The organism is Streptomyces hokutonensis, from assembly GCF_000376565.1.
Classification (GTDB): domain Bacteria; phylum Actinomycetota; class Actinomycetes; order Streptomycetales; family Streptomycetaceae; genus Streptomyces; species Streptomyces hokutonensis.
Map to the genome: position 1 here is coordinate 25910 of NZ_BARG01000082.1, position 8872 is coordinate 34781.

General features: G+C 70.9%; 9 protein-coding genes. 6 read left to right on the forward strand and 3 right to left on the reverse strand.

Annotated features, from left to right (window positions below):
* The first annotated feature begins 75 nt into the window (after positions 1-75).
* From mshA to SSP08S_RS42710, 3 genes are all read left to right on the forward strand, one after another.
* On the forward strand, positions 76-1413 hold the full coding sequence (mshA, locus tag SSP08S_RS42700) for a D-inositol-3-phosphate glycosyltransferase (protein ID WP_019073788.1): 1338 nt from the start codon (positions 76-78) through the stop codon (positions 1411-1413).
* Positions 1406-1915 (forward strand): type III secretion system chaperone family protein, encoded by a 510-nt coding sequence (locus tag SSP08S_RS42705; protein ID WP_019073789.1) that lies wholly within the window; start codon positions 1406-1408, stop codon positions 1913-1915. Before mshA ends, SSP08S_RS42705 begins: the two co-directional genes overlap by 8 nt.
* 110 nt (positions 1916-2025) lie before the next feature.
* Positions 2026-3672: a glycosyl hydrolase family 28-related protein gene (locus SSP08S_RS42710; RefSeq protein WP_019073790.1), complete on the forward strand. Its 1647-nt coding sequence runs from the start codon at positions 2026-2028 to the stop codon at positions 3670-3672.
* Position 3673: 1 nt separating this feature from the next.
* Here SSP08S_RS42710 and SSP08S_RS42715 read toward each other — a convergent pair whose 3' ends face one another.
* Together SSP08S_RS42715 and SSP08S_RS42720 are read right to left on the reverse strand one after the other, a co-directional pair.
* On the reverse strand, positions 3674-4318 hold the full coding sequence (locus tag SSP08S_RS42715) for a methyltransferase domain-containing protein (protein ID WP_019073791.1): 645 nt from the start codon (positions 4316-4318) through the stop codon (positions 3674-3676).
* A gap of 9 nt (positions 4319-4327) precedes the next feature.
* Entirely contained in the window at positions 4328-5152 is an 825-nt protein-coding gene (locus SSP08S_RS42720) for a helix-turn-helix transcriptional regulator (protein ID WP_019073792.1), read from the reverse strand.
* Between the two features lie 49 nt (positions 5153-5201).
* On the opposite strand from SSP08S_RS42720, the gene SSP08S_RS42725 reads away from it, so the two are divergent.
* Both SSP08S_RS42725 and SSP08S_RS42730 read left to right on the forward strand, forming a co-directional pair.
* A complete protein-coding gene (locus SSP08S_RS42725) occupies positions 5202-5639 on the forward strand; it encodes a DUF2000 domain-containing protein (RefSeq protein ID WP_019073793.1) in 438 nt (145 codons plus the stop codon).
* Between the two features lie 334 nt (positions 5640-5973).
* Entirely contained in the window at positions 5974-6198 is a 225-nt protein-coding gene (locus SSP08S_RS42730) for a hypothetical protein (protein ID WP_043260192.1), read from the forward strand.
* Positions 6199-6320: 122 nt separating this feature from the next.
* On the opposite strand, the gene SSP08S_RS42735 is transcribed toward SSP08S_RS42730, so the two are convergent.
* Positions 6321-7586 carry an MDR family MFS transporter gene (locus SSP08S_RS42735; protein WP_019073795.1) on the reverse strand — a complete coding sequence of 422 codons (1266 nt, stop codon included), beginning with the start codon at positions 7584-7586 and terminating at the stop codon, positions 6321-6323.
* Positions 7587-7749: 163 nt separating this feature from the next.
* On the opposite strand from SSP08S_RS42735, the gene SSP08S_RS42740 reads away from it, so the two are divergent.
* Positions 7750-8511 (forward strand): phosphoglyceromutase, encoded by a 762-nt coding sequence (locus SSP08S_RS42740; protein WP_019073796.1) that lies wholly within the window; start codon positions 7750-7752, stop codon positions 8509-8511.
* Positions 8512-8872: the final 361 nt, after the last annotated feature.

An 8872-nucleotide genomic window follows, 5' to 3' on the forward strand; every position in this document is an offset into this window, starting at 1 on the left:
CCCCCGGCGTTGCACCCCCTTGGAGGGAACCGCACGCCCTCCCTGAGGCATGCCCGCAGCGAGGAGGAACGCCACGTGAGCCAGTACGTCAGCAGGCTCGGGCGGCGTTCCCAGGCGCCGTCGGCCCGGCTGCGGCTGCACCGGAAACCCCGCCGGGTCGCCATGCTCTCCGTGCACACCTCGCCGCTGCACCAGCCCGGCACGGGCGACGCGGGCGGCATGAACGTCTACATCGTGGAGCTCGCGCAGCGCCTCGCCGCGATCAACATCGAGGTGGAGATCTTCACGCGCGCGACCACCGCCGTCCTGCCCCCGACCGTCGAACTGGCCCCGGGCGTCCTCGTCCGGCACGTCGACGCAGGGCCGTACGAAGGTCTCGCCAAGGAGGAACTCCCCGCCCAGCTCTGCGCGTTCACGCACGGAGTGATGCAGGCGTGGGCCGGCCACCGCCCGGGCTACTACGACCTCGTGCACTCGCACTACTGGCTCTCCGGTCACGTCGGCTGGCTCGCCGCGCAGCGCTGGGGCGTCCCCCTCGTGCACGCGATGCACACCATGGCCAAGGTCAAGAACGCCAACCTGGCCGACGGCGACACCCCCGAACCCGCCGCCCGCGTCATCGGCGAGACCCAGATCGTCGCCGCCGCCGACCGCCTCATCGCCAACACGGCGGAGGAGGCCGACGAACTCGTACGGCACTACGCCGCCGACCCCGCCAAGGTCGCCGTGGTCCACCCGGGCGTGAACCTCGAACGCTTCCGGCCGGCGGACGGCCGAGCGGCGGCCCGCGCCCGCCTCGGCCTCCCGCAGGACGCCCTCATCCCGCTCTTCGCCGGGCGCATCCAGCCCCTGAAGGCCCCGGACGTGCTGCTGCGCGCGGTCGCGGTCCTGCTGGACGAGCGGCCCGAGCTGCGCTCGAACATCGTCGTCCCCGTCGTCGGCGGCCCCAGCGGCAGCGGTCTCGCCAAGCCGGAGGGCTTGCAGAAGCTGGCCGCGCGGCTGGGCATCGCGGATGTCGTACAGTTCCGGCCGCCGGTCGGGCAGGAGCAGCTCGCGGACTGGTTCCGGGCCGCGTCCGTGCTGGTCATGCCCTCGTACAGCGAGTCCTTCGGGCTGGTCGCCATAGAGGCGCAGGCGGCCGGTACGCCGGTGCTCGCGGCCGCGGTCGGCGGCCTCCCGGTGGCCGTGCGCGACGGCGAGACCGGCTTCCTCGTCCAGGGGCACGATCCCGCGGCCTACGCGCGCGTCCTGCGCACCCTCGCCGACGACCCCCACCTCGCTCCCCGCATGGGCGAGGCCGCCGCCCGGCACGCGGAGTGCTTCGGCTGGGACACGGCCGCCGCCGCCACGGCCGACGTCTACGCGGCCGCGGCCCAGGCCCACCGCCGTCACGTACGCTCGCACCATGGGTGAGAAAGCGGACCAGGACCGGGCGGCGCAGGTCGTCGAGGGTTTCCTCAAGGGCGCCGAACTCGACTGGGAGAGCCCGGAGTCGGGCACCTTCGTGGTCCAACTCCCGGGCACCCGCAAGCTGTCGACGACCGTCTCCCTCCTCGTCGGCCGCCACTCCCTCTCGCTCAACGCCTTCGTCATCCGCCACCCGGACGAGAACGAGACCGGCGTCCACCGCTGGCTCCTGGAGCGCAACCTCAAGCTGTACGGCGTGAGTTACGCCGTCGACCAGCTCGGTGACGTGTACGTCACCGGCCGCCTCCCCCTCTCCGCCGTCACCGAGGCCGAGATCGACCGCCTCCTCGGCCAGGTCCTGGAGGCCGCCGACGGCAGCTTCAACACCCTGCTGGAGCTGGGCTTCTCCTCCGCGATCCGCAAGGAGTACGCGTGGCGGGTGTCGCGCGGCGAGTCCACGCGGAACCTGGATGCGTTCACACATCTGACTCAGCGGCCGACCGACTGACCTCAGTCCGACCTCTTCCCCGCCAACGGGGCTTCGTGGCATGCTCGCCGCCAGCACATTTCTGAACGTCGTTCACATCCATGAAGAGCCGCGTGGGAGGACGTACGTACATGAGCCACACCCGTCACACCCGCCTCACCAGACGAACCCTGCTCGGAAGCACGCTGGCCCTGGCGGTCCCCCTCCCGAAACCGGGACCCACGAGCCCCCGGGGTGAAGTCCCCTCCCTCTGGCGGGAGTTCACCCGCACCCCCTTCACCCACCCGCAGATCCCCTACATCGGCAGGGCGGGCGCCCGGCGCCACCCCCGCCCCGCCCGGGCGTTCGACGTCCTCCGCTACGGCGCTGTCGCGGACGGCGTCACCGACTCCGCCCCCGCGATCAACCGTGCCATCGCCGCTGCCGGCCGGGCCGGCGGTGGCACGGTCCACATCCCGCCCGGCACCTTCCGCATCGACGACGTGATCCGCGTGGGCTACTCGAACGTCGTGGTCAAGGGCGCGGGCAGCGACCGTACGAAGCTCTACGCGACAAAGAACCTCACCGAGCTGATCGGCGTCTACGGCTCCCGCTACGGCGGCGACAAGTCGTCCTGGTCCTGGGCGGGCGGCCTCATCTGGCTTGCTCCGACGGCGCGTTGGGACTCACTGGTCGCCGCGATCAGGGCGAAGGCCTGGCCCTTCGAGGGCTGGACCGGCAACAGGCGTGACGAATGGCGGCAGTTGACGGCCGTCGAACCGGCCCGGCAGGGCGAGTGGACGGTGCGGGTCGCGGACGCCTCGCAACTGAACCCGGGTGAACTGGTGTTGCTCCGCCTCTCCGACGACACCGCCCACACCCTCCTCCAGCACATGGCGGGCGGCGGCCCCGGCCCCGAGGCGTACTACTGGGACGACAAGACGAAGCTTCTGTCCTACGTCCCCTACGAATGGCCCGTCCGGATCGCCCACGTCCACGGCCGCAGGGTGACGCTCGAACGCCCGCTGCCCCTCGACCTCCGCCCCGAGTGGAACCCCCAATTCACCACCCACGTGCAGGAGTTGACGGGCTCGGGCGTCGAAGGCCTCACCCTGGAGGCGGTCGAGACCCCGCAGCAGCCGCACCTCCTCGACAAGGGCTACAACGGGGTCGTCCTCCAATGCGCCTACGACTGCCGGGTGGACGATGTGACGGTCCGTCATGTGGACAACGGCTTCGGCCTGGTGGCGGCCTCGGCCTGCACCCTGCGCGGTACGACCGTGGCGGGCCGCGGCTCGCACCACCCCTACTTCTGCCGCGAGGGCTCGCACGACAACCTCATCGAGGACTTCACGATCGAGGACCGCACCGTCCCGGCCCCGCCCAACACCCAGCTCCACGGCATCAATGTCGAGGGCCTGTCCTCCTACAACGTCTGGTCGCGCGGCGACATGCGCATGGGCACCTTCGACAGCCACCGCGGCCTGCCCTTCGCCGACGTGCGCACCGACATCACGGTCAACAACAACGGCCGCCACGGCGGTGACGCGAACGCCGGCCCGCTCTTCGGCGCCCGCTTCACCCACTGGAACATCCGCGTCACCAACGGCCGCGCGGGCCTGATGAAGATCGACCAACTCGCCCCGTACAGCGCCACGGTGGGCCTGAACACGGTCACCGAGTTCGACCAGACCGACGTCCCGGACTTCACCGGCGACCTGCACTCCCGCCTGGAGCTCTACGGCACGACGGACGCCGTACGGCCGCGGAACCTGTACGAGGCGCAGCGGAAGCTGTGACTCAGGTGCGCCACAGGGTGTCGTAGCCGATGAAGTCGAACATGCGCTGTCCGGGCGGGAGTCGGCGGTTCTCGCCGGTGAAGCGGTGGGCGCCGACGGACGCGGTGAGCGCGGGATCGGAGACCCACACCCGCTCGAAGCCGCGCTCCTCCAGCCAGGCGCAGATCTGCGGGACGAGGTCCGGGGCCTTGCGGTTACGGGTCCAGATCACCGTGCCCCCGGTCCGGCACAGCGCGGTGCAGTGGTCCAGGAGGCGTTCGACGTCCGGGTCGGTGATGTTGCCGAGGACACCGCAGAGGAGGACGAGGTCGGCGGGCGCGAGGTCGGCGTACTGGTCGGTCGACGAGGCGTCCCCGGCGACGACTTCGACCCCGGGGAGGCCCGCGGCCCGGGCGGCCTCAGTCGCGTGGGCGACGTTGCGTTCGTCCAACTCGACCAGCCGGGCGCGGACTTCGGCCCGGCGGGGATGGTCCGCCAGTACGCCGATCAGGTCGCGGCCCTGTCCGGCGCAGAGGCTGATCGCGGTGAGCGGGCCCGCCGGGGCGGTGTCGAGGGCGTACCGGACGCGTTCCTGGACGCGGGTGAGGCGCTCGCTGAGGTAGGAGTCGGGGGAGTCGTAGGCGTCGTGCCACTCGTGCCAGTCCATGCCCGGAACCTAACCGCGGTGCTGATCCCTGTCGCGTGAATAACGCCCCGGCGTGACGCCCACCAACTTCCGGAAATGGCGGGTGAGATGGGACTGGTCGTAGAAGCCGGTGGCCGCCGCGACCTCGCCCGGCGGGCGCCCGTCGAGGAGGAGCCGGCGGGCGCGGTCGACGCGGCGGGACATCAGGTACTGGTGCGGTGCGATGCCGTAGGCGCCGCTGAACGCCCGTACCAGATGGGCGGGATGGGCGTGCACGAGCCGCGCGGCCTCGTCGAGTGCGATGCCCTCGGTGACGCGTGCGTCGAGGAGTTCGCGGAGGGTGCGGGCGAGGGCGGGGTCCGAGGTGGGGGCGAGGGCGGACGGCCGTAGATGCGCGTGCAGGCGTTCGGCGATGAGCGTCAGACGGCTCGCGGCCTCCAGTTCGTCACCGGGGTGATCGAGCGCGGTGTGCAACTGACCCACCCGCAGCCGGAGTTGGGGGTCGCGGAGGTCGGGACGGTCGACGGCGGAACCGATCAGGTCGTCCGCCAGATAAGTCCCGTCGAGATAGAGGACGCGTTTGCGGAAGCCGTGCGGGGTGGCGGGGGAGCCGTTGTGCGGGACGTGCGGCGGGAGCAGGGACACCGTGTCGTGCGGGGTGCCGTGCTCGTGCCGGTCGAGGTCGTACCGTACGGCGCCGTCGTCCACGATCAGCAGCGTCCACGCGTCGTGTACGTGCATCGGGTACGCGTACTCGGTGAAGTGGGCGTGGAAGACCTCGACGACACCGGGGATGCGGGGCCGCCACGCGGAGACTTCCTGCTCGGGGCGGGCAGGGCCGTGGTGCGGGGCCATGCAAAGAACGTACAAGACGCGGGAGCGGAGCGGTCGGCAGTCTCGGTGCATGAGCACTGACATCGCTGGTGAACCGATCCGCTTCGACACGAAGATCGCCGTACTGCTCCGCGACGACCTGGAGCCCTGGCAGCGGCTGAACGTCACGTCCTTCCTGGTCAGCGGCCTGGGCACCCAGATTCCCGAGGTGATCGGGGAGCCGTACGAGGACGCCGACGGGGTCGGCTATCTGCCGATGTTCCGGCAGCCGGTGATGGTCTTCGAGGCCACGAAGGAGGTCCTGGTGGCGGCCCACGCCCGGGTCCTCTCCCGCGCCCTGCCGCGCGCGGTCTTCACGTCCGACCTGTTCGCCACCGGCAACGACCGCGACAACCGGGCGGCGGTCCGGGCCGTCGCCACGGCCGAGCTGGATGTGGTGGGGCTGGCGGTGTACGGGCCGCGGAACGGGGTGGACAAGGTGGTGAAAGGGGCGCGGATGCATCCCTGACGTCATCCGTGACGCCGGCCATGACCGAATCTGCACAGGGCGTGCGCAACCTCGGGGCGGGCGGGGCCCGTTGGGGCCGAGTTGTCCGGTTCGAACCGGCCGCCGTACCGCCTGTCAGCCCGCTGTGCGCCGCCGCGTGTAGAGAACCCGGACCCAACTCGTGTGCACACGCACACGGTTCGGTCGCCGCCGGGTTCAACTGCCCTGCGGGGAGCGGGTTCGGACTGGATGCCCCGCACGTCGCGTGGTTTGATCCTGCGCATCGCGGCCCGCAGCCTGTCCCCCGGCGGGACCGCATCCCCAGGTGGACCACCACGCGAAGGGCAGTTTCCCCATGAACTCCGCTCCCCAGGTTCAGACCCTCGAGATCTCCGACACCGAGCTCGACACCGTCTCCGGCGGCGTGAGCCCGCAGGTCAGCCTCAGCGTCGGCTCGACGACCCTCAGCAGTGCGGACCTCCTCGCCGAGGTCGACTCGGTCAAGACGACTGTCCTGGGCACCGTCGGCGGCACCCTCGGCGCGCTCCCCCACAGCGTCGGCGTGCACGTCGGCTACTGACCGGTGCCCGTCGGCGGCCATCGCCGATCACGACGACGAGCCCCCTGCCCGCGGAAGGCGCGCGGGCAGGGGGCTCGTCGTCGTCGGGAAGGTGACGGCGTGGCCGTGTCGTCGCAGGGCCGTCAGGCCGCGCTGACCTCCGGCTCCGCCGCCACCGGGGTTTCGACGGCGGACGGTACGGCGGCCGGCAGCCGCCGCATCAGCAGGCCGTACCCCACCGCCGCCCCCGTCCCCACGACCGCGCACAGCCCCCACAGCCACTCCGCCCCGAACCGGTCGATGACGAAGCCCGACATCAGCGGGGCGACGAGCGCGGCGACGGCCCACGACAGCGTGTACATGCCCTGGTAGCGCCCGCGCCCCTGCACCGGGGAGAGACGGACCACGAGGCCCGTCTGCGTCGGGGCGTTGATCATCTCGCCCAGGGTCCACACGCACACCGTGAGGGCGAAGACACCGACCGAGCCGGCGAACGCGGTGAGCCCGAAGCCGTAGCCCGCGAGGAGCGAGGAGACCACCAACAGCCGCTTGGCGTCCCGGTGTTCGATGAGCCGGGTGACCGGGATCTGGAGGGCGACGATGAGGAAGCCGTTGACGGCGATCGCGGTGCCGTAGTCGGCGGGCGTGAAGCCGGCCTCGCCCATCGCGACCGGCAGTCCGACCGAACCCTGCTGGAAGACGAGCGCGACGAGGAAGGACAGTCCTACGACGCTCATGAACCGCCCGTCGCGCAGTACGGTCCCGAGCCCGACCGCGTCCACGGCCTTCTTGCCGCCGTCGTCGGCCGCGACAGTGGGTCGGGACTCGGGCAGTCGCAGGAACACGACGACCGCGCAGGCCGCCGTCATCCCCGCCTCCAGCAGGAACCCGGCGCGGTAGCTGACCTCGGCGATGAACCCGGCGGCCATGGAGGAGACGGCGAAGCCGAGGTTGATCGCCCAGTAGTTGAGGGAGAACGCCCGGACGCGGTCCTCGGGCCGCACGATGTCGGCCATCATCGCCTGCACCGCCGGGCGGGACGCGTTGCTCGCTGCCCCGACGAGGAAGGCGACACCGGCGATGGCGAGCGGGTCGTGCATGAAGCCGAGCAGCGCCACGGCCGCCGCGGTCGAGGACTGCGCGATGAGGAGGGTGGGCCGCCGTCCGAGCCGGTCGGTCATCACGCCCGCGCCGATCGACGAGACGACCCCGCCGAGCCCGTGCAGCGAGGCGACGAGACCGGCGTAGGTGGCGGAGTAACCGCGGTCGAGCGTCAGATACAGCGCCATGAAGGTCGAGACGAACGCCCCGAGCCGGTTGACGAGCGTGCTGGTCCACAGCCACCAGAACTCGCGGGGCAGACCGGAGACGGTTTCCCGGGCGGCGCGTCTCAGGGCGGCGAGTGACATGGCGGATCCCCCACGGTCGAGCATGTGTAAGTGGCCAGGGCGGCGATCACAACTTACGAAGGGGGAGGGTCGGCGGACCACTCAATTAACAGAAGCCGTCAACTGTCGGGCCGGGAGGCAGGCACCCGACCGTGGCCCGAATGCGTGGATTACGCTCTGAGGCATGGCCGACGCACCGTACAAGCTGATCCTCCTCCGCCACGGCGAGAGCGAGTGGAACGCGAAGAACCTGTTCACCGGCTGGGTGGACGTGAACCTGAACGAGAAGGGCGAGAAGGAGGCGGTCCGCGGCGGTGAGCTGCTCAAGGACGCCGGCCTGCTGCCCGACGTGGTCCACACGTCCCTCCAGAAGCGCGCGATCCGCACGGCGCAGCTCGCGCTCGAGTCCGCGGACCGCCACTGGATCCCGGTCCACCGCAGCTGGCGCCTGAACGAGCGCCACTACGGCGCCCTCCAGGGCAAGGACAAGGCGCAGACCCTCGCGGAGTTCGGCGAGGAGCAGTTCATGCTGTGGCGCCGCTCCTACGACACCCCGCCCCCGCCCCTCGAGGACGGCACGGAGTTCTCCCAGTCCGCGGACCCGCGCTACGCGTCGATCCCCCCGGAGCTGCGCCCCCGCACGGAGTGCCTGAAGGACGTCGTCGTCCGCATGCTCCCGTACTGGTACGACGGCATCGTCCCCGACCTCCTGGCCGGCCGCACGGTCCTCGTCGCCGCCCACGGCAACTCCCTCCGCGCCCTCGTCAAGCACCTCGACGGCATCTCCGACGCCGACATCGCGGGCCTGAACATCCCGACGGGCATCCCCCTGTCCTACGAACTCGACGCCTCCTTCAAGCCGCTCAACCCCGGCGGCACCTACCTCGACCCGGACGCGGCCGCGGCGGCGATCGAGGCGGTCAAGAACCAGGGCAAGAAGAAGTAGGGTTTGTGATCATGCCCCCGACCTGCGCAAACGGCGCGGATCGGGGGCATTTTCGTGCGCTGGAACCTCTCTGGAACCTCAGGAACTCGCATCCAGGGGAGCTTGATCTTCCCCAGCGGGAACCGGTTGATGTGCTCCTTCGGCGCCTCGCGTGGACGGAACATTAGCTGCGAGAGCCTTCTATGTTCATCAACAAGCTGCCCGTCGCTTGAACGCGCGGTGGCAGAACCTAGGGGGCCGGCTCCTCGATTGGGCGGGGGGAGCGTGCCTATCGAGCTGGCGCCCAATGGGTTCGGTTAGAGGGCGTCTGAAAAGCCTGTCGGCGGGCAAGTTGCCTGATAGCGGGGTGGTGGCGCACTTT